At 72.9% G+C, this 19,010-nt stretch carries 16 protein-coding genes; 7 read left to right on the forward strand and 9 right to left on the reverse strand.

The window, feature by feature from the left end; genetic code table 11:
- The 3 genes from O7603_RS12905 to O7603_RS12915 all read left to right on the forward strand — a co-directional run bounded on the left by O7603_RS12905 (position 1) and on the right by O7603_RS12915 (position 3,745).
- Positions 1 to 513, forward strand: a complete 513-nt coding sequence (locus O7603_RS12905) for a GNAT family protein (protein ID WP_281575947.1) — start codon at positions 1 to 3, stop codon at positions 511 to 513.
- A gap of 134 nt (positions 514 to 647) precedes the next feature.
- Entirely contained in the window at positions 648 to 1,850 is a 1,203-nt protein-coding gene (locus tag O7603_RS12910; RefSeq protein WP_281575948.1) for a low temperature requirement protein A, read from the forward strand.
- Positions 1,851 to 2,179: 329 nt separating this feature from the next.
- Complete coding sequence (locus tag O7603_RS12915; protein ID WP_281575949.1) at positions 2,180 to 3,745, forward strand: aldehyde dehydrogenase family protein; 1,566 nt, start codon at positions 2,180 to 2,182, stop codon at positions 3,743 to 3,745.
- Positions 3,746 to 3,890: 145 nt separating this feature from the next.
- Here the strand turns inward: O7603_RS12915 and O7603_RS12920 are convergent, their stop codons facing one another.
- Together O7603_RS12920 and O7603_RS12925 are read right to left on the reverse strand one after the other, a co-directional pair.
- A complete protein-coding gene (locus O7603_RS12920; RefSeq protein WP_281575950.1) occupies positions 3,891 to 4,940 on the reverse strand; it encodes a GNAT family N-acetyltransferase in 1,050 nt (349 codons plus the stop codon).
- Positions 4,941 to 5,175: 235 nt separating this feature from the next.
- Positions 5,176 to 5,877, reverse strand: a complete 702-nt coding sequence (locus O7603_RS12925) for an amino acid-binding protein (protein ID WP_281575951.1) — start codon at positions 5,875 to 5,877, stop codon at positions 5,176 to 5,178.
- A gap of 149 nt (positions 5,878 to 6,026) precedes the next feature.
- On the opposite strand from O7603_RS12925, the gene O7603_RS12930 reads away from it, so the two are divergent.
- Both O7603_RS12930 and O7603_RS12935 read left to right on the forward strand, forming a co-directional pair.
- Positions 6,027 to 7,199, forward strand: a complete 1,173-nt coding sequence (locus O7603_RS12930) for a phosphotransferase family protein (RefSeq protein ID WP_281575952.1) — start codon at positions 6,027 to 6,029, stop codon at positions 7,197 to 7,199.
- Entirely contained in the window at positions 7,199 to 8,422 is a 1,224-nt protein-coding gene (locus O7603_RS12935; RefSeq protein ID WP_281575953.1) for an acyl-CoA dehydrogenase family protein, read from the forward strand. The genes O7603_RS12930 and O7603_RS12935 overlap by 1 nt, the downstream gene beginning before the upstream one ends.
- Before the next feature lie 202 nt (positions 8,423 to 8,624).
- On the opposite strand, the gene O7603_RS12940 is transcribed toward O7603_RS12935, so the two are convergent.
- The 6 genes from O7603_RS12940 to O7603_RS12965 form a co-directional block, all read right to left on the reverse strand.
- Entirely contained in the window at positions 8,625 to 9,671 is a 1,047-nt protein-coding gene (locus O7603_RS12940; protein WP_281575954.1) for a LacI family DNA-binding transcriptional regulator, read from the reverse strand.
- Between the two features lie 79 nt (positions 9,672 to 9,750).
- Complete coding sequence (locus tag O7603_RS12945; protein WP_281575955.1) at positions 9,751 to 11,184, reverse strand: GH1 family beta-glucosidase; 1,434 nt, start codon at positions 11,182 to 11,184, stop codon at positions 9,751 to 9,753.
- Positions 11,181 to 12,023, reverse strand: coding sequence for a carbohydrate ABC transporter permease (locus tag O7603_RS12950; RefSeq protein ID WP_281575956.1), 843 nt, complete (start codon positions 12,021 to 12,023; stop codon positions 11,181 to 11,183). Before O7603_RS12950 ends, O7603_RS12945 begins: the two co-directional genes overlap by 4 nt.
- Before the next feature lie 11 nt (positions 12,024 to 12,034).
- A complete protein-coding gene (locus O7603_RS12955) occupies positions 12,035 to 13,006 on the reverse strand; it encodes a sugar ABC transporter permease (protein WP_281575957.1) in 972 nt (323 codons plus the stop codon).
- 121 nt (positions 13,007 to 13,127) lie between these two features.
- The gene (locus O7603_RS12960; RefSeq protein WP_281575958.1) at positions 13,128 to 14,420 is read right to left on the reverse strand and encodes an extracellular solute-binding protein; all 1,293 of its coding nucleotides are present in this window, start codon (positions 14,418 to 14,420) and stop codon (positions 13,128 to 13,130) included.
- 400 nt (positions 14,421 to 14,820) lie between these two features.
- Entirely contained in the window at positions 14,821 to 15,366 is a 546-nt protein-coding gene (locus O7603_RS12965) for a plasmid pRiA4b ORF-3 family protein (RefSeq protein ID WP_281575959.1), read from the reverse strand.
- 150 nt (positions 15,367 to 15,516) lie between these two features.
- Between O7603_RS12965 and O7603_RS12970 the strand changes: the two genes are divergently transcribed.
- Positions 15,517 to 16,263 carry a pyrimidine reductase family protein gene (locus O7603_RS12970; protein WP_281575960.1) on the forward strand — a complete coding sequence of 249 codons (747 nt, stop codon included), beginning with the start codon at positions 15,517 to 15,519 and terminating at the stop codon, positions 16,261 to 16,263.
- Positions 16,264 to 16,279: 16 nt separating this feature from the next.
- Here O7603_RS12970 and O7603_RS12975 read toward each other — a convergent pair whose 3' ends face one another.
- Entirely contained in the window at positions 16,280 to 16,951 is a 672-nt protein-coding gene (locus O7603_RS12975) for a hypothetical protein (RefSeq protein ID WP_281575961.1), read from the reverse strand.
- A gap of 207 nt (positions 16,952 to 17,158) precedes the next feature.
- On the opposite strand from O7603_RS12975, the gene O7603_RS12980 reads away from it, so the two are divergent.
- On the forward strand, positions 17,159 to 18,910 hold the full coding sequence (locus O7603_RS12980) for an ATP-binding protein (protein ID WP_281575962.1): 1,752 nt from the start codon (positions 17,159 to 17,161) through the stop codon (positions 18,908 to 18,910).
- The last annotated feature ends 100 nt before the right edge of the window (positions 18,911 to 19,010 follow it).

Genomic DNA, 19,010 nt, shown 5'->3' on the forward strand with positions numbered 1-19,010 from the left:
GTGGCGGAGCTGCGGGGCCGGGCGGTGACGCTGCGGCCGGCCACCACGGCGGACGTGCCGGCACTCGCCGCGATCCGGGCGGACCCGGCCGTACGACGCTGGTGGCGCGGCGGCGACGACCTGGCCGCCGCGGTCCGCGCCGACCTCGCCGACGAGGCGCTGACGGTGTACGCCATCGGCTACGACGGCCGGGTGGTCGGCGCGATCCAGTGGTACGCCGAGGAGGACCCGGACTACCGGCACGCCAGCCTGGACATCTTCCTCGACCCCGCCGTGCACGGCCAGGGCCTCGGGCCGGACGCGATCCGCACGGTGGTCCGCCACCTGGTCGAGGCGTACGGTCACCACCGCTTCACCATCGACCCGGCCGCGGCGAACACCCCGGCGATCCGCGGCTACGCCAAGGTCGGGTTCCGCCCGGTCGGGGTGCTGCGCCGCTACGAGCGTGGTGCGGACGGCCGCTGGCACGACGGTGTGCTCATGGACCTGCTCGCCGACGAACTGGTGGACTGACCCGCCCGACGGGACGTCCGCCACGCACGTCCACCGGCGATCCGTCGCGGACCCGCCGCGCGCCTTCGTCGGTCCGGCGGGTCCGCCCGCGCGTTCGGCGGTCCGGCGGGGGGCGGGCGCACGAAGATGGGCCGATGAGCCACGAGCCGCGGTCCCGGCCGGTGCTGGTGGAGGAGGCGCACCGGGCCACGATCTTCGAGATCTTCTTCGATCTCGTGCTGGTCTTCGCCCTCACCCGGCTCATCGACTTCATGGCGGAGGAGCCGACCGCCCTCACCCTGTTCCAGGGCTTCCTGCTGATCCTGTGGCTCTGGTACGCCTGGAGCTGCTACACCTGGCTGGGCAACCTGGTCCGCGCTGACGTGGGCGTGGTCCGGGCGGGGATGACCGTGGCGATGGGCGCCATCTTCGTGGCCGCGCTGGTGATCCCCGACGCCTGGCGGCACGACGGCGGGGCGATGAGCTCCGCGCTGACCCTGGCCGTCGCCTACCTCACGGTGCGGGCGCTGCACCTCGCGCTCATGTTCTACTCCGGGGGCGACAACCCGCGGTACCGCCGGCAGGCGGCCCGCTTCGCCGTGTCGACGGCCCTGGCCTGGGTGCCGCTGATCCTGGGCGCGGTGCTCGGCGGGACCGCCCAGACGGTGCTGTGGGCCCTGGCGTTCCTCGTGGACTTCGGCGGTGGCCGGATCGCGACCGCCGCCAGCCTCGGGGAGGTGCGCAGCGGCGCGCACTTCGCCGAACGCCACAACCTGGTGTTGATCATCGCGCTCGGCGAGTCCCTGATCTCGGCGGGAGCCGGTGCCGGGGCGGTGGCGATCGGCCCGTCGGTGATGGTGGCCGCGGCGGTCGGCTTCGCCGCGACGGTGTGCCTGTGGTGGCTCTACTTCGAGGACGCCGCGCCGGCCGCCGCCCGGGCGCTGACCGCGGCGCCGCGCCACACCCGACGCCGCCAGCAGTTGGCCTCGGACGCCTACACCCTGGCGCACCTGCCGCTGATCGCCGGGGTCATCTACGTCGCACTGGGCATCCACGAGGTCCTCGCGAACGTGGTCGGCCATCCCGGCACCGGGTGGACCGGCGGCGCGCGGTTGGGCTGGATGCCGGCGGTCGTGCTGTTCGGCGGTGCGGCGGTCTACCTCGCCGGCCGGTTCGTGTTCCTCCGGTTGACCGTCGGCGCCGCGCCGGCGCAACTCGTCGCCGCCGGAGCGGTGCTCCTCCTGCTGCCGGCCGCCGGGCTCCTTCCCGCCCTGGGAGCGATCGGCCTACTCACCGCCTTCCTCGTCGCGCTGGTCGGCTACGAGCGGCTCCGCGGGGCCAGAAGGCTCCGTACCTGAGACGGTCTGCTCCACGGCCGAGGCGACCGCGGCCCTCGGTGGTTGACCCACCGCGCGGTTGATCCGTCCGGGCCGGTGATCCGTACTGACGGGTAACCCGGTCGACGGCGCCCGGAGATACGTCACATCATCGGCGGTTGTCGATGCCGTCTTCCAGTCTTGCCAGCTCAGGCCGCCTCCACAGGGGAGGCTCACCGCTCCCGGGACGGGACGGACCGTCCTGGCATACGAACGTACGGTTGCTGGCTCGCCACGCGGCGCGCGACAGTACCCGTCACCAGCGGTGCCATCGACGCCGCCGCTCCCCGGTCAACCCTGAGGAGAACGCGATGGCCCTACGACTCGCCGACGGCGCCGCCTGGCCCGACACTCTCGCCCGCGCGGTGGCCGCCACCCCGGAGGCGTTCGGCGCCTCCACCGACGGCATCACGACGCTGCAGAACCTCGTCGAGGGCGAGTGGCGGGCGGTCGGGGCACCGACGCCGACCCGCACTCCCGTGGACAACACGGTCCTGGTTAACCTGGCCCGGCTCGACGCCGACACGGCCCGGGCCGCGGTCGCGTACGCCGCCGCGGCGCACCGCGACTGGGCCGCCACCCCGCTGGCCGAACGGAAGGCCCGGGTCTCCGCGGCCCTGGACGCCCTCACCGCGCACCGCGACCTGCTCGCGCTGCTGCTGCTCTGGGAGATCGGCAAGCCGTGGCGGCTGGCCTGCGCGGACGTGGACCGGGCGCTGGACGGCGTCCGCTGGTACGTCGGCGAGATCGACCGGATGCTCGCCGACGGGCGGGAGCCACTGCCCGGCCCGGTCAGCAACATCGCCTCGTGGAACTACCCGATGAGCGTCCTCGTGCACGCCGAACTGGTGCAACTGCTCGCCGGCAACGCGGTCATCGCCAAGACCCCGTCCCAGGGCGGCGCGGTCTGCCTGACCGTCGCGCACGCCCTGATGCGCCGCGCCGGCCTGCCCGCGACGCTGGTCTCCGGCGGTGGCGAGGAACTCTCCGAGGTGCTGGTCCGGGCCCCGGAGATCGGCGCGGTGGCGTTCGTCGGCGGCCGGTCCAACGGCGGCAAGGTGGCCGCCGCGCTGCTCGACTCCGACAAGCGGCACTTCATCGAGCAGGAGGGCCTGAACGCCTGGGGGATCTGGGACTTCTCCCAGTGGGACCTTCTCGCCGGGCACCTCAAGAAGGGCTTCGAGTACGGCAAGCAGCGCTGCACCGCGTACCCCCGGTTCGTGGTCCAGCGCGACCTGGTCGACGAGTTCCTCGACATGTACCTGCCGGTGGTCCGCTCGGTCCGGTTCGGACACCCGCTCGCCGTCGAGGACGGCTGGTCGGCCGGCGACCCGCTGCCCGAGCTGGACTTCGGGCCGCTGATCAGCGCCGCCAAGGCCGAGGAGCTGCGCCGGAAGGTGGACGAGGCGGTCCGTGGCGGCGCGGTGCCGCTGCACCGGGGCAAGCTCGCCGGCGCGCCGTTCCTGAACGGGCAGGACACCTCGGCGTACGTGGCGCCGTCGGTGCTGCTGGCCCCGCCCGGACGGTCCGGGCTCATGCACGCCGAACCGTTCGGCCCGGTCGACACGATCGTGGTGGTCGACACCACCGACGAACTGCTGGCCGCGATGAACGCCTCCAACGGCGCGCTGGTCGCGTCGCTCGCCTGCGACGACGAGGACGAGGCGGCGAAGCTGGCGGTGGACCTGCAGGCCTTCAAGGTCGGCATCAACAAACCGCGCTCGCGGGGCGACCGGGACGAGCCCTTCGGCGGCCGGGGCGCCTCCTGGAAGGGTGCGTTCGTCGGTGGCGACCTGCTGGTGCAGGCGGTCACCCAGGGCGGCGACGAGCGCCTCTACGGCAACTTCCCCGACTACAGCCGCTACCCCACCACCTGACCGGCTCCCCGCTCCCCCCGCCCTCCCCGCCCTCAGTCCCCGCGATCTTGCACTTTTGGCCCCCGAGACGCGGTATCTGTCCCGTTTCGCCGGGGCGCAAAGTGCAAGATCGCGGGGGCGGGGCGAGGGCGGGGCTGGGGTTGGGTCATGGGTAGTGGGCTGGGGTTCGGGTCGTCAGGGGGATCGTCACGGTCACCAGTGGGCCGTCGTGGTCCGTGTCGGTGGGGCGGTCGAGACGGCGTACGGTCCGCAGCATCGGGCCGTTCTCCGCTTGGACGTGCAGCACCAGCGCGGCGTACCCGGTCTGGTCGGCGTGCCGCAGCAACCGGCGCAGCAGGGCGGACCCGAGCCCGCGCCGTTGCCAGTCGTCGCGCACCAGCAGCGCCACCTCGCCCTCGTCGCCCTCGCCGAGCAGGTGCGCCATGGCGACCACCGACTCCGCCGTCCCGTCGGCGCAAGTGGTCGTGGCGACCAGGGTCAGCCCGCGGGCCGGTTCCAGCAGCCGGCGCAGCCGGGCCGGCGGCGGCACCGAGGCCCCGCCCAGGTAGCGGCGGTGCCGGCTGCGCGCCGAGCACCCCTCGTGCAGGTCGAGCACGGCCGACAGGTCGTCCGCGACCGCCGGACGTACGGTCAGCTCGGCGCCGTCGGGCAGCACCAGGGTGACCTGCTCGGCGGCCCGGCGTACGACGGTCGCCGCCAGCTCGACCAGCGCCTGGGCGCGGGCGTACTCGGCCGGGGTGAAGCTCGGCGCCGCCCGGCGCAGCGTGAACGAGCCGCCACCCGGGTCGGCCAGCAGCATCGTGGTGTCGGTGATCCCGGCGCCCGGGACCGCCTCCGGCCGCCACGTCACCGTGTCCGCGCCGAGCAGCGCGCGTAGCGCCTCGCCCGTCGCGTCGGGGTCACGGACCAGCCGGGAGGCCAGCCCGAGCACTCGGGTGGGCTGGTCGGCCAGCCCGCGCGCCTCGCTGCGCGCCACCCAGCAGTCCCGCCCCCGGCCACGCTCGACCGCGGCCAGCAGGTCGGCCTCGCCGAGCGCGTCCGGCGCGTCGACGAGGAAGTCGTCCACCGCGCCCCGCTCGGTGGTGTGCACCTGCACAGTGAGGATGTTGACCCCGCGCAGGGCGAGGCTCGCCGTGAGCACCGACAGGTAGCCCGGCCGGTCGTCCACGGTGGCTCGGATCCGCCACAACGTCATGGTTGACTCCCTTCCCGATACCACCCTCGCCGCCGGCTGTTGCCGACCGATTGCTCCCGGGTGACGGCTCGCGACCGTGGTCGGGATCACTCCGCTGCCGCGTCGGGTGCCGGAGCCCGCGGTGCCAGTGCCGGCGCCGCGTCGTGTGCCGGCGCCGGGTGGGGGGCCGGCGGCGGGCTGGGAAGCCGGCGGCGCGTTGGGGGGCCGGTGGCGCGTTGGGGGGCCGGTGACGCGCTCAGAGCCCGGTGCCCACCGACGGTGCGCCCACCAGGTCGAGCCGGTCGCCGAGGATGACCGCGCTGGCCCGGACCAGCTGGGCCAGCCGGTCGACCTCGGTGGAGTGGAACGCCGCCGCGGTGAGCGGGTCGGTGTGCTCGCGGGCCACCACCAGGACCAGACCGGCCCGCCCGAAGGGCGCGACGGCGTGGTGGGTGCCGTCGGGCGTGGTCAGCGAGCGGGCGCGCAGCGGCGTCACCTCCGGCAGCGGCGGCGGCACGGGGGCACGCCAGCTCGCGTGCCCGACGGTCGCCTCACCGCCGCCGCTCCGGGAGGCCCAGTCGACCGGCACGACCGCGGCGACCGCCCAGTCGGCGGCCAGCAGCCCGGGCACCGCGTCGACCAGCGTGGCCAGCCCGTCGGCCGGGTTCGCCGCGACCTGCGCCAGCAGTTCGGCGTCCTGGCCGGTGGTGGTGGGCGCGCCGATCGCCCGCCACACCCCGTCCACCCGTACGCCGGGGATCGCCGCGAGCCCGGCGAGCAGCCGCTCCACCCGGGCCGCGCCCGGCCAGACGACGGTGAAGTCGTCGACCGCCCGCCCGCCGAGCCGCTCCAGCACCACCACCTGGACGATGTCCGCACCGGACACGCCCAGCGTGCGGGCCACCTGGCCGAGGGTGCCGGGACGGTCCGGCAGGGTGACCCGAACTCGCAGCAACATGGTTGTCCCTCCGCTCGGCGGGCCGGCGGTGGCGGCCGGCAGGCTGGTCACCAGCCTGGTCGTTGCCCATTTCGTCCCTGTTGCCGCGGCATGTCCCGGGAGGAAAATCCGACCTTGACAACATGGCGGAGCTGCCATCAACTATTCGGATGACCGATCCGGCCGTCGACGCGCTCCGGCCGGGGGCCGCCCCGGCCCCACCCGGCCCGGTCGACCCCGCCGGCCCGGGGGCCGACCGCTCCGCCGACGCCACGGCCGATCCGGCCGTGCCGGGTCGGGCAGCCGGCTCCGCACCGGCCGGCGTGGAGCTCGACCGGCTGGCCGCGTACCTCGCCGCGCACCGCCCCGAGCTGGCCGGCGGGCCGCTGCGGGCCGAGCTGATCGCCGGGGGCAAGTCGAACCTCACGTACCTGCTGCGCCTCGGCGACCGCGAGGTCGTGCTGCGCCGGCCACCGCTCGGGCACGTGCTGGCCACCGCGCACGACATGGCCCGGGAGTTCCGGGTGATCTCGGCGCTGGCGCCGACCGAGGTGCCGGTTCCGGGCGCCCTGCTGTACTGCGCCGACCTGGAGGTGATCGGTGCGCCGTTCTACCTGATGGAGCGAGTGACCGGCGAGGTGTTCCGCTCCCGGGCGCAGACCGACCCGCTCGGTGACGAGCGCCGCCGCGAGCTGGCGATGGCGATGATGGACACCCTCGCGGCGCTGCACCGCATCGAGCCGGCGGCGGTCGGGCTGGCCGACTTCGGGCGGCCGGAGGGCTACCTGGAGCGGCAGGTACGCCGCTGGGCCGGGCAGCTGGACCGTTCCCGCAGCCGCCCGCTGCCGGGCGTCGACGAGCTGCGGGACCGCCTGGCGGCGACCGTGCCGGAGGGCGCGAACGCCGGCCGGATCGTGCACGGCGACTACCGGCTCGACAACCTCCTCGCCACCGTCGACCCGACGGCCGTCCGCGCCGTGCTCGACTGGGAGATGGCCACCCTCGGCGACCCGCTCGCCGACCTCGGCCTGCTGCTCACGTACTGGGATGTGCTCGGCGGCAGCGAGGAGTCCGCCGGCAACCCGGTCGCCGACGGGCTCGGTCCGCGGGCCGGCTTCCCGGCCGGCGCCGAGCTGATCGAGAGGTACGCCGGCCGCAGCGACGTCGACGTCGGCCCGCTGCACTGGCACGTCGCGCTCGGCTGCTTCAAGCTCGCGGTGATCTGCGAGGGGATCCACTACCGGCACACGCTCGGGCAGACGCTCGGCGAGGGATTCGACCGGATCGGCGACATGGTGGCACCGCTGGTCGCGCACGGTCTGAGCGCCGCCGGGGAGCGCTGATGGATTTCGCGTACGACAGCCGCACCGAGCAGCTGCGGGCCGAGCTGGCCGCCTTCCTCGACGAGCACGTCTACCCGGCGGAGCCGGTGCACGCCGAGCAGGTGGCCGCGGCCGGCGACCCGTGGGCGCGGTCACCGGTGCTGGCCGAGCTGAAGACCGAGGCGCGCAAGCGCGGCCTGTGGAACCTCTTCCTGCCCGACCCGCGCTACGGCGCCGGGCTGACCAACCTCCAGTACGCCCCGCTCGCCGAGCTGACCGGGCGCAGCCCGCACCTGGCACCGGAGGCGCTCAACTGCGCCGCGCCGGACACCGGCAACATGGAGTTGCTCGCCGAGTTCGGCTCCCAGGCACAGCGGGAGCGCTGGTTGCGGCCGCTGCTGGAGGGCGAGATCCGCTCGGCGTTCTGCATGACCGAGCCGGACGTCGCCTCCTCCGACGCCACCAACATCGCCACCCGGATCACTCGCGACGGCGACCACTATGTGATCAACGGTCGCAAGTGGTGGTCGTCCGGGGCGATGGACCCGCGCTGCGAGATCTTCATCGTGATGGGCAAGACCGACCCGGGCGCCGACCGGCACCGCCAGCAGAGCATGATCCTGGTGCCCCGGGACACCCCCGGCGTCACGGTCCGCCGGGGCATGACGGTCTTCGGCTACAGCGACGCGTCGCACGGCGGGCACGCCGAGATCGACTTCACCGACGTCCGGGTGCCGGCGGAGAACCTGGTCGGCGTCGAGGGCGGCGGCTTCGCGATCGCCCAGGCCCGGCTCGGCCCGGGCCGGATCCACCACTGCATGCGCCTGATCGGGATGGCCGAGCGGGCCCTCGAACTGCTGTGCCGGCGGACCAGCGAGCGGGTGGCGTTCGGCCGGCCCCTCGCCGAGCAGGGCGTCGTCCGGGAGTGGATCGCCGAGTCCCGGGTCCGCATCGAACAGGCCCGGCTGCTCGTGCTCAAGACCGCGTGGCTGATGGACACCGTCGGCAACAAGGGCGCGCACACCGAGATCCAGGCCATCAAGATCGCCACCCCGGCGACGGCGGAGTGGGTCATCGACAAGGCCATCCAGGGGTACGGCGGCGCCGGGGTCAGCCAGGACACGCCCCTCGCGGCCCTCTGGGCCCAGACCCGTACCCTCCGCCTCGCCGACGGCCCCGACGAGGTCCATCGTGCCTCCCTGGCCCGCCGCGAACTCCGCCGCTGGTCCCCCACCCCCGCCTGATCCCCGACGGACCCGCCCCGGGAGGCGGGGAAGATCGTGCGGCAACCTGGATGTAGTGGCCTCCACCCGCGCGAGACCCCACTACACCCAGGATCGAGCGCGATCTTGAGCCCGCGCCATCGGCGATCATGAGGTCTGCGGCAGGATCAGGCCCTTCCATCGCCGCAAACCTTATGATCGGCGGGGGGCCCGGGGGGTGGGGTCAGGCGCTGGCGCGTTCGATCAGTTGGGTGTCCAGGAGGATGTGCGGGGCGGGGAGTTCCTCGCCGCGGATCCGGGCCACGAGCAGGCGGGCCATCTGCCGGCCCATCTCCTCCACGGGCTGGAACACGGTGGTCAGCGGCGGATCGGCCTGCCGGGCGATCGGCGCGTCGTCGAAGCCGACCACCGCCACGTCCTCGGGCACCCGCCGGCCGGCCTCGCGCAGGGTACGCAGCGCGCCGAACGCCATCAGGTCGGACGCCACGAAGACCGCGTCGAGGTCCGGGGAGACCTCCAGCAGCCGCCGCATGCACGCGGCGCCGCTCTCCTCGCTGAAGTCCCCGTACGCGATGAGGTCCTTGTCCACCTCGCCCACGGCGGCCTCGACCGCCTCGGTGTAGCCGGTCAGGCGGGCCAGGCCGGCGCCCATGTCCTGCGGGCCGGCGATGGTGGCGATCCGCCGTCGGCCGCGGCCGGCAAGGTACTCCACCGCGTTCCGGGCGCCGCCGACGTTGTCCACGTCGACGAACCAGGCCGGCCGCGCCCCCGGCTGCAGCATGCGGGCCGGCCGGCCACCGAGCACCGCGGGCAGGCCGCGCTCCTCGAGCAGCGTCGGCAACGGGTCGGCGTCGTGCAGGGAGAGCAGCAGGACGCCGTCCACGTGCTGGTTGGTCAGGTGGTGCTCGACCCGCTCCCGTTCCACCGGCGACTGGGCCATGGCCAGCCAGAGCTGCATCGGCGTCTCCAGCAGCGCGGAGCTGATGCCCCGCACGATCGCCGCGAAGAACGGCTCGGTGAAGATCCGCTCGCCGGACTCCGAGACGACCAGCGCGACCGAGTCGGTCCGCTGGGTGACCAGCGCCCGGGCGGCCCGGTTCGGCACGTACCCCAACTCGGCGATGGCCTGCTGCACGGCGGCCCGCGCCTCGGGGCTGACCTGGGGAGAGCCGTTGACCACGCGGGACACCGTCCCGCGGCCGACGCCCGCGCGGGCGGCGACCGCGTCGAGGGTCGGGCGCCCGAGCGACCGGGTGCGCTGCGCTGTCATCGTCTGCTCCTCCGACGTCGAACGGCCCGGCGCCGCCAGCGAAGGGTGGCGCCGGACCGCCCGGATGGCTGGCCCGAGCCTAGTGTGCGGCCAGACCGTTGCGTCGGATCACCTCGGCGTACCACCTGGCGCTGGACTTCGGGATGCGGGCCTGGCTCTCGTAGTCGACGTAGATCATGCCGAAACGCTTGGTGTAGCCCCAGGCCCACTCGAAATTATCCATCAACGACCAGGCGAAGTAGCCGCGCAGGGGCACGCCGGCGCCGATCGCCGCGTGTGCGGCGCGCAGGTGGGCGTCGAAGTACGCCAGGCGGTCGGTGTCGTCGACCCGCCCGTCCACCACCCGGTCGACGAAGGCCGAGCCGTTCTCGGTGACGTACAGCGGCAGGTCGGTGTACTCCTCGTGCACCCGGCGCAGGGTCTCGACCAGTCCCGGCGCGTCGATTTCCCAGTCCATGTCGGTGACCGGGACGCCGCGGGTGACGAACCGGACGTCCTCGCTCCCCGGCCAGCACGACGGCGCCCGCCGGTACGGCACCGGATCGGCGCCCTGGACCGGCGCGGCCACCACGTGCCGGCTGTAGTAGTTGACGCCCACCAGGTCCAGCGGGCTGGCGATGGTGGCCAGGTCGCCGTCGCGGACGTGACCGAAGTCGGTCACCCCGCGCAGGTCGGTCATCAGGTCGGCGGGGTACGTCCCGCGCAGCAGCGGGTCGAGGAAGAACCGGTTGGCCAGCGCGTCGATCCGTCGTGCCGCATCCCGGTCGGCGGGCGCGTCGGTGGCCGGGGTGACCGGGTACAGGTTGACCGTCACCCCGACCTCGGCCTCCGGCCGGGCCGCCCGCAGCGCCCGCACGGCCAGGCCGTGGCCGAGCATCAGGTGGTGCCCGGCGCGGACCGCGTCCGCGCCGTCGGCGCGGCCCGGCGCGTGCGTCCCGGAGCCGTAGCCGAGAAAGGCCGAGCACCACGGTTCGTTGAGGGTCGTCCAGTAGCGGACCCGGTCGCCGAGGGCGTCCGCGACCAGCGCGGTGTAGTCGGCGAACCGGCCGGCGGTGTCCCGGGCCGGCCAGCCGCCGGCGTCTTCCAGCGGCTGGGGCAGGTCCCAGTGGTAGAGGGTCAGCCATGGCTCGATCCCGTGCGCCAGTAACTCGTCGACCAGCCGGCGGTAGAAGTCGAGCCCCTCGGCGTTCGCCCGGCCCGAGCCGCCGGGCTGCACCCGGGGCCAGGAGACCGAGAAACGGTACGACCGCAGCCCCAGCTCGGCCATCAGCGCGACGTCCTCGCCGAGCCGGTGGTAGTGGTCGCAGGCCACGTCGCCGGTGTGCCCGTGGAGCACCCGCCCCGGGGTTCGGCTGAACGTGTCCCAGATCGACGGGGTGCGGCCGCCCTCGGTGGCCGCGCCTTCGATCTGGTACGCGGCGGTCGCCGCGCCCCAGAGGAAACCGGGCGGGAAGGTCAGCTCCGGCCCCTGGTCGAGGACGCCGACGGCGGGCGGGCTGGCGGGGTTGCTCACGACTTGACGGCACCTTCCATGATCCCGCCGATGATCTGGCGGCCGAACAGGAGGAACACGATGACCAGCGGAACCGTGCCGATGGCCGTGGCGGCGAACACCTGCGAGTAGTCGGTGTAGTAGGCATACGAGAGGAAGGCCAGGGAGACCTGGAGCGTCGGGTTCTCCGGGGTCAGCACCGCGTACGGCCACAGGTAGGAGTTCCAGGTCTCCATGAACGTCAGCAGGCCGAGCACGGCGGCGGCGGGCCGCAGCGCGGGCAGCACGATGTTCCAGTAGATCCGGAACGTGTTCGCCCCGTCGACCCGGCCGGCCTCGATCAGCTCGTCGGAGACCGCCTGGGTGGCGTACTGCCGCACCATGAACACGCCGAACGCGCTGACCAGGAACGGCACGGTCACCGCGTAGAGGGTGTCGTACCAGCCGAGGTCCTGGATCATGCCCCAAAGCGGGATCAGCCCGAGCTGGGTGGGGATCATCATGGTCACGATGATCGACAGCAGCAGCGCGTTGCGGCCGCGGAAGCGCAGCTTGGCGAACGCGAAGCCGGCCAGCGTGCCGGTGATCACCACGGAGAGGGTGACGACCGAGGCGACGATCACCGAGTTGAGCAGGCCGGTGAGGAAGTTCGCCGCGTCGTTGTCGAGGACCCGGCCGACGTTGTCGCCGAACGCGCCGCCCGGCGTCACGGGTGGCGGCACGTCGTTGATCGCGTCCAGACTGCGGGTCGCGATGACCACGATGTAGTAGAAGGGGTAGATCGAGAAGAGCACCGCGAGCACGAGCGCGCAGTAGGTCAGCGGGCTGGTGCGCCACAGGCGCCGGGAGGCGGAGGTCACGGCGGTTCTCCTCACTTCACCGAACGGCGGACGAGTACGAAGTTGAGCAGCGAGACCAGCGCGATCATCAGGAACATCGCCCACGCCACGGCGGCGCCGTAGCCGGCGGTGTTGAGGTTCTCGATGCCGAGTTCGTACATGTACATGGCCAGCGTCTGGAACTCGCGCTGGTCGCCGCCGGTGATGTTGCCGTTGGCGAAGACGAGCGGCTCGGTGAAGAGCTGGAGCCCGCCGATGGTGGACAGGATCACCACGAAGACGAACGTCGGCGTGAGCATCGGCAGGGTGATCCGCCAGAACTGCCGCCACTGGCCGGCACCGTCGATGGCGGCGGCCTCGTACAGGTCACGCGGGATGGCCTGCATGCCGGCCAGCAGGATCAGCGTGTTGTAGCCGGTCCACCGCCAGTTGACCATGGAGGCGATCGCGGTCCAGGAGCTCCACCGCTCGGCGTCCCAGTCGACCGGGTCGATCCCCACCGTGCCGAGCAGCCAGTTGACGACGCCGAAGTCGCGCTGGAAGAGCATCCCGAAGACGATGGCGACCGCGGCCACCGAGACCACGTTCGGCATGAAGATCGCCATCCGGAACAGCGTCCGGGCGCGCAGGAAGGTGCGGTTGAGCAGGTTCGCGAGGAAGAGGGCGAGGAGCAGTTGCGGCACCGTGGAGAGCAGGAAGATGCCGAACGTGTTGACGGTGGCGTTCCAGAAGTACTCGTCGGTGACCAGCGCGGTGTAGTTGTCGAACCCGACGAAGGTGTGGTCGCCGATCAGGTTCCAGTCGTGCAACGACATCCAGGCGGTGCGCAGCATCGGGTAGAGCCCGAAGATGCCGAAGACCACGAAGAACGGGGCGATGTAGAGGTACGGCGAGAGCTTCAGGTCCAGCCGGGTCAGCGAGAGCGACCGGGACCGTCGGTGGGTGGAGGGGGTGGGTGGCGGCGCCGCGGGAGGCGGCGGCGCCGTCGTGGCCGACAGGCTCATGCGAAGTCCTTTCCGGGCACCGGCGGAGGCCGGCGCGGCCGGGTTGGTACGCGGAACGGGACCGGCCGGTGGCGTCCGGGTGTCCACCCGGACGCCACCGCCGTGACGGACACGGCTCAGCTCAGAAGGCGCCTTGCGTCTTGGCGTCCTTGGTGAACTGCTCCCACGCCTTGTCCTTGGTCGCCTGCCCGCTCTCGTAGGCGCGCAGCGCCGGCTCGAAGGCGTTCTCCTTCACGCCCTGGTGCTTCGGGCCGAGGTGCAGCGGCTGGATCTTCGCGACGCTGTCGCCGAAGATCTTGCCGGTCGGCGCGCCGTTGAAGTACGCGTTGGTGTAGCCGGTGAAATCGGGGTTCTTGAGCGCCTCGAGGTTGGTCGGCAGCGGGCCCTTGAGCTTGAACGCCGCGACCTGGCTCTGCGCGTTGGTCAGGTACTCGGCGAGCTTCGCCGCCTCCTTCGGGTACTTGCTCTGCTCCGGCACGGCGAGCCACGAACCGCCCCAGTTGCCGGCGCCGCCGGGCACCGCCGCGACGTCCCACTTGCCCTTGTTCTCCGCGCCGGAGTTGTCGGACACGATGCCGAGCATCCAGGACGGGCAGAACGTCGCCGCGAAGGTGCCCTGCTTGAAGCCGGCGGACCACTCCGGCGACCAGGTGGCGGACTGCGAGGTGATCTTCGCGTCCGCCATCGCGATCGCGGTGTCCCAGGCGGCCTTCACCGCGGCGCTGGAGTCGGCGACGATGTTGTCGTCCTTGTCGTAGAAGAGGTCGCCGCCCTGCTGGAACATCACCGCGCTGGCCGCGGTGGTGACCGAGTCGAGCATCCCCTTGCCGGTGGCCGCGCGGTACTTCTTGCCGGTCTCGATGAAGGCGTTCCAGTCCGGCCAGAGCGCGGCTACCTGGTCGCGCTCGGTCGGCAGCTTGGCGGCCTCGAACAGGTCACGCCGGTAGCAGACGGCGAGGCTGCCGACGTCGGTGGGCAGACCCAGCAGCTGGCCGTTCGGCGCCTTGCCCAGCTCGTACTTCCAGGGCAGGTAGTCCTTGCTGTGGTCGGCGACCAGCGGGGCGAGGTCGACCCAGTTGGCCGGGTTGACCTTGAACTCGTTGAGGATGCCCTCCTCGAGGGCGACGACGTCCGCCGCGCCCTTGCCGGTGGCGAGCGCCCGGACGATCTTCGGCCGGTACTCGTTGAGCTGCGCGGTCTTGCGCAGCTCGACCTTGATGCCGGTGTCCTTCTCGTACTGCTTGATGATGTCGTCGTAGCCGAACTCGCCGAACGTGTCCACGACCAGCTTGGCGGGCTTCTCCCCGGCCGCCGGCGCGTCGTCGTCCTTGCCGCAGGCCGCGAGACCGCCGACGGCGGTGATCGCGGCCAGGGCGGCCGCCGCCAGGCGGGTACGCCGCATGGTGAGGCTCATCCTGACCCCTCTTCTCGGTGGTGAGGCTGGGTGCGTGTGGTGGGGGGTGCGTAGGCGCCGCGCCCGCACCGGCACGGCCGGCGCCGGCGCCCGGGGCGGGCGCGGAGTGACGCGGGCCACCGTACGGGAGCGCTCCCATGAGATTGCCGGCGGGTGACGGGAGTGTCAATAGTGGTTTGGGAGCGTTCCCATTTCGTTACCGCATCGACCCGCTGGCGGTCGACGTCACGGCCGGCAGGCCCGCCGGGGACGGCTCGGCGGGGTGCCGGCGCGGCTCGGCGGGGCGGCCCGGCGCGGCGGCGCCCAAGCGGCGCAGCCCGAGGCGGGCGCACCCGAGGCGGGCGCACCCCGAGGCGGGCGCACCCCGAGGCGGGCGCAGCGCAGCAGGGTGTGGCGCGGCTCAGCAGAAGCGGCGCAGCAGGGTGCCGGCGCGGCCGGCGTCGAAGGCCACCGGGTCGAAGCCGTCGCCCACCCAGTCCCGCGTGGACCGGTGGTCCCGATGCCCCGGATCCGCGAGCGCGACGAGCAGCGCCTGGTAGCCGGACGGACCGCCGGCATCCTCCGGCGGGCAGGCTCGCTCACCGTCCAGACAGGTCGGGTAGCGCTCGTCCGGGTCGGCGGTGACCGCGTCCTCGACCACGAGGTCGTGCTCCCACCAGTCGCCGAAGTCGTACGTGTACTGGAACCGGCTGCCCTTGCCGAGGACCTCGTCCAGCCGGACGTCCAGCTCGTCGTGCAGGGCCAGCTCGCCGTCCGGGTCGGGCTCGCCGTACTGCAGCCCGTCGATCTCGAACGAGTGCAGGTGGCAGTCGCGCCAGCCCATCGCGTGCTGGACCACCCGGTGCAGCCGGTCGAGCGTGTAGCCGGCCGGCACGAGCACCCGGCGCCAGACCGGCGGGCGGACCCCGGCCAGGGAAATCCGAAGCTGGAAGATCTGACGCGGCATGCTGTCCCATCCTCCTTCGGCTTAGGCTGCGAGCATGATCTGCCGAGCGTGCCGGGCGAGGCGGCACGACGACTGTCCGGGCCGGAACTGGTGCGACTGCCAGCACCGTACCCCCGAACCAACCCCTCCGGTCACCGGTCCGGCCAGCGAATGAGCGTCAGAATCCCGATCAATCAGATCTGGCCGGCGGCGACGTCCGAGGAGCTCGACGACGCCGCGCTGACCAGGCTCTACGCCCGGACCGACCGGCCACACCTTCGGGTGAACTTCGTGTCGAGCCTGGACGGCGCGGTGAGCGTGGACGGCTACTCCGCCGGGCTCTCCGGCGAGCCGGACAAGCGCGTCTTCGGCCTGCTGCGGATGCTCTGCGACGCGCTCGTGGTGGCCGCCGGCACGTTGCGCCGGGAGGGCTACCGCGCGGTGCGGCTCGATCCGGTGCGCCGGGCCTGGCGCCGCGACCACGGACTGCCCCAGTACCCGACGCTGGTGGTGGTGTCGGGCTCGCTCCACCTCGACCCGGCCCAGGCCGCGTTCGCCGACGCGCCGGTGCGACCGGTGGTGCTGACCCGCGACGGCGCCGTACCGCCGCCCGGGCTTTCCGACGTGGTCGACCTGGTGCCCTGCGGCACCGACCGGGTGGACCTCGTGACCGGCCTCGCCGAGCTGCGCCGCCGCGGTTTCGACCAGCTGCTCTGCGAGGGTGGGCCGCACCTGTTCGGCGCGCTCACCGCGGCCGACCTGGTCGACGAGCTGTGCCTCACCGTCGCCCCGCTGCTCGCCGGGCCCGGCCCGGGCCGGATCACGGCTGGCGACGGCACCGAGCCGCGCCGGCTCCCGCTGCGGCACGTGCTGACCACCACCGACGGGATGCTCCTGCTGCGCTACGCGCGTACCTGAAGGCCGACCTGAGCCGCTACCGGTGCTGGGCCGGGTAACCGATCTCGGCGACGTCCTCGGCGAGATCGGCCACCGTCACGTCGGGATTCAGACGTCGCACGAGGTCGTCCGTCAGCGGGCGCAGCGCGAAGACCGCGCCGAGGGCGTCCGCGTCCAGGGAGACCTCGTAGTAGTCCTCCGCGAAGCGTCGGTACCCCTCCGGCGTGGGATCGAGCAGCACCTCGAACAGCCGATCGGCACCGTCCGGGTCGGCGCCACCGGGTAGGTCGATGTCCCCGGTCCGCCACCGACCGTCGCCGACCTGGCGCCACAGGCACACCGTTGCCTCCAACACGCCCTCGTAGCTGAACGCCGGCTCCGCCAGCTGCGCGGAGAAGACCCCGGGAACGGTGTCGACCAGGCCCGGCCACAGTTCGTCGTCGTTGCGGGCCGGGCTCATCACCGACTCGTGATCGAACCCCCGGATGAACACACCGGCCGGCGAGAACACGATCGAGTAGGTGTCGCCGGAGCCGTTGCGCATCGACGCCATCTCCTCGCCCGGCGCCCAGCGCGAGTCGTACGAGTAGTAGCGCGGCTCCCAGTCCGGACTCATGATCGCGTCCAGCATCGCCAGGGCACGGCATCTGTCACGCAGCGTCGCCGTCTCCGGCAGGGCTCGCGCCACGGAATGAGCGGTCACGGCCACATCCAACCCCGCCTGACCCGCTGGCCCGATCCCGGCCCGCCCGCCGCCACCGGCCCTGACCGTCGGTGCTCGACGAATGCCTCTGCGTGAGGTCGCCATCGTCACCCGCGTGGTGTCCGCCGCGTCGCGTGGCAACCTGTCGTACTCCTCGGGCAGGATGCAGGACGTGTGTCCCGCCCGCGCCGACCGACCGACCGGAGTTGCCCGATGACCGATGAGGGGTTCGACGGCCCGGTCGAGGGGGTCGGCCGCGTGCTCGGCACCGCCGACGCCACTCCGTTGCAGTTCTGGACGGCCGTCTCCCCCGGCAGCTACCTGCAGCTCGACGACGTGGTGGTGACCCGCCGCGAGCTGCCCGACCGCGAGCCGGTGACGATCGCCGGGGTGGTCACCCAGGTGCGCGCCCGGCACGAGGGCGCCCAGTTCGACTCCGACGTGTTCGCCATCGCCGACGGCACCCTGCCCGCGCAGGTGCAGGAGGCGGCCGAGGTGACCACCACGCGGGTCGACCCGGAGTTCTACGTGCCGCCGACGCCGGGCGCGGTGGTGCACCGCGCCGAGGGCGACGCCCGGGCGCGCGCGCTGCACTTCGACCGGATGGAGCGGCGGATCCCGATGGGGATGGGCCGCGACGGGGTGCCGGTCTACCTCAACGCCGACTTCCTCGACGGCACTCGCGGCGCGCACGTCTCCATCTCCGGCATCTCCGGCGTGGCGACCAAGACGAGCTTCGCCACCTTCCTGCTCTACTCGGTGTTCCGCTCCGGCGTGCTCGGCGGCGACGCGGTCAACGCCAAGGCCCTCATCTTCAACGTCAAGGGCGAGGACCTGCTCTTCCTCGACCACCCCAACACCCGGCTGGACGACGCCACCCGCGCCGGCTATGCGAAGCTCGGTCTGGACGCCGGCGCCTTCCCCGACGTGCGGGTCTACGCCCCGCCTCGGGTCGGCGACTCCTCCGGCACCCCCGACGTCAGCAGCCGGCTCACCGGGGTGGACAGCTTCTACTGGACGCTGTCCGAGTTCTGCGCCGACCGTCTCCTGCCGTACGTCTTCGCCGACGCCGACGACGAGCGCCAGCAGTACACGATGGTCGTCCACTCGGTCGCCGCCCACCTGGCCCGCTACGCGCAGCCGGCCGACGGCGGGGTGAGCATCGACGGGGTCCGGCTCGGCACCTACGCCGACCTGGTCGACCACGTCGTCGAGCAGCTGAACGACGACGAGACCCGGTCCGACTGGGCCGGCAGCGCGGTCGGGCTCGGCACGGTCAACGCGTTCGCCCGGCGGCTCATCGGCAGCAAGAAGGACCTGGGCCGGCTGATCCGCGGCGACCTGGCCACCCGCCGCCCGCACAGCATCAACACCGCCGAGAGCGCGCAGGTCACCGTGGTCGACCTGCACAACCTGCCGGACCGCGCCCAGCGGTTCGTGGTCGGCGTGACGCTGAAGAGCGAGTTCGAGCGCAAGGAGAAGGCGGGCACGGCCAAGCCGCTGCTCTTCGTCGTCCTCGACGAGCTGAACAAGTACGCCCCTCGGGAGGGCTCCTCCCCCATCAAGGAGGTGCTGCTCGACATCGCCGAGCGGGGCCGCTCACTGGGCGTGATCCTGGTCGGCGCGCAGCAGACGGCGAGCGAGGTGGAGCGGCGGATCGTCACCAACTCGGCGATCCGGGTGGTCGGCCGGCTCGACCCGGCCGAGGCGTCCCGCCCCGAATACGGCTTCCTGCCGCCGGCCCAGCGGCAGCGGGCCCTGCTGGCCAGGCCGGGAACGATGTTCGTCAACCAGCCGGACATCCCGGTGCCGCTCTGCCTGGAGTTCCCGTTTCCGGCCTGGGCGACCCGGGTCAGCGAGGCGGGGCGGGCGCCGTCGCAGACCCTCCGGTCGATCACCCAGACGGCCGACCCGTTCGCGGTGGTGGGCACCGCCGGCGGCAGCGACGACGACATCCCCTTCTAGGAGGCGCGGACGTGAGCGCGAGGAGTGAGCGTGCGAGCCCGGCAGTCGCGAACGAAAGGCGGGCACGGTGAGCGCCAGGAGTGAGCTTGCGAGCCCCGCA

The organism is Micromonospora sp. WMMD812 (assembly GCF_027497215.1).
In the GTDB taxonomy this organism is placed as follows: Bacteria; Actinomycetota; Actinomycetes; order Mycobacteriales; family Micromonosporaceae; genus Micromonospora.